At 37.7% G+C, this 467-nt stretch carries 1 protein-coding gene; it reads right to left on the reverse strand.

The window, feature by feature from the left end:
• Positions 1–431, reverse strand: a 431-nt coding sequence (locus Q0794_RS18105) for a transposase (protein ID WP_298944277.1), incomplete at its 3' end; no start/stop codon positions are given.
• Between the last annotated feature and the right edge of the window lie 36 nt (positions 432–467).

The raw sequence follows: 467 nt of genomic DNA on the forward strand, positions 1-467 counted from the left end.
CCCATCGTTCCTTTCCCACGTTTTCCTGTCTTAGCAAATACTTTATTTCTAGGAATTCGAATATTGTGGCATACCTTAAGACTCGTCGAATCGACAAATGCAATCCCTGTCGGTTTGCCTTTAACTGTTTGGAAATAAGCACACATAGGGACAATAAGTTCAGACATAGTACTGATAAAACGAGTATAACTGATAAGATTTGGAAAGTACTCTGTCCAATATCGTTGAACTAAGCCGATGTAGAAGTTCTTGAAATCTCTATGATTTGACTGATGAAATGAGATTATAATGGTCATTCTCTCACCGAAAGACATTGCCGAACTGCGTTTTCGCTTACGAGTCCCATCAGTGATGAGTTGTGTTTCCCATTGAGGTATAAATTGATGACAAAAATCATCGACATCACAAAATAATTCTACTAAGTTATTCATCTGCCCACCTTATGTTGCTTTCAAATCGTTCTTGGT

It is taken from the genome of uncultured Psychromonas sp., assembly GCF_947489755.1.
Classification (GTDB): Bacteria; Pseudomonadota; Gammaproteobacteria; order Enterobacterales; family Psychromonadaceae; genus Psychromonas.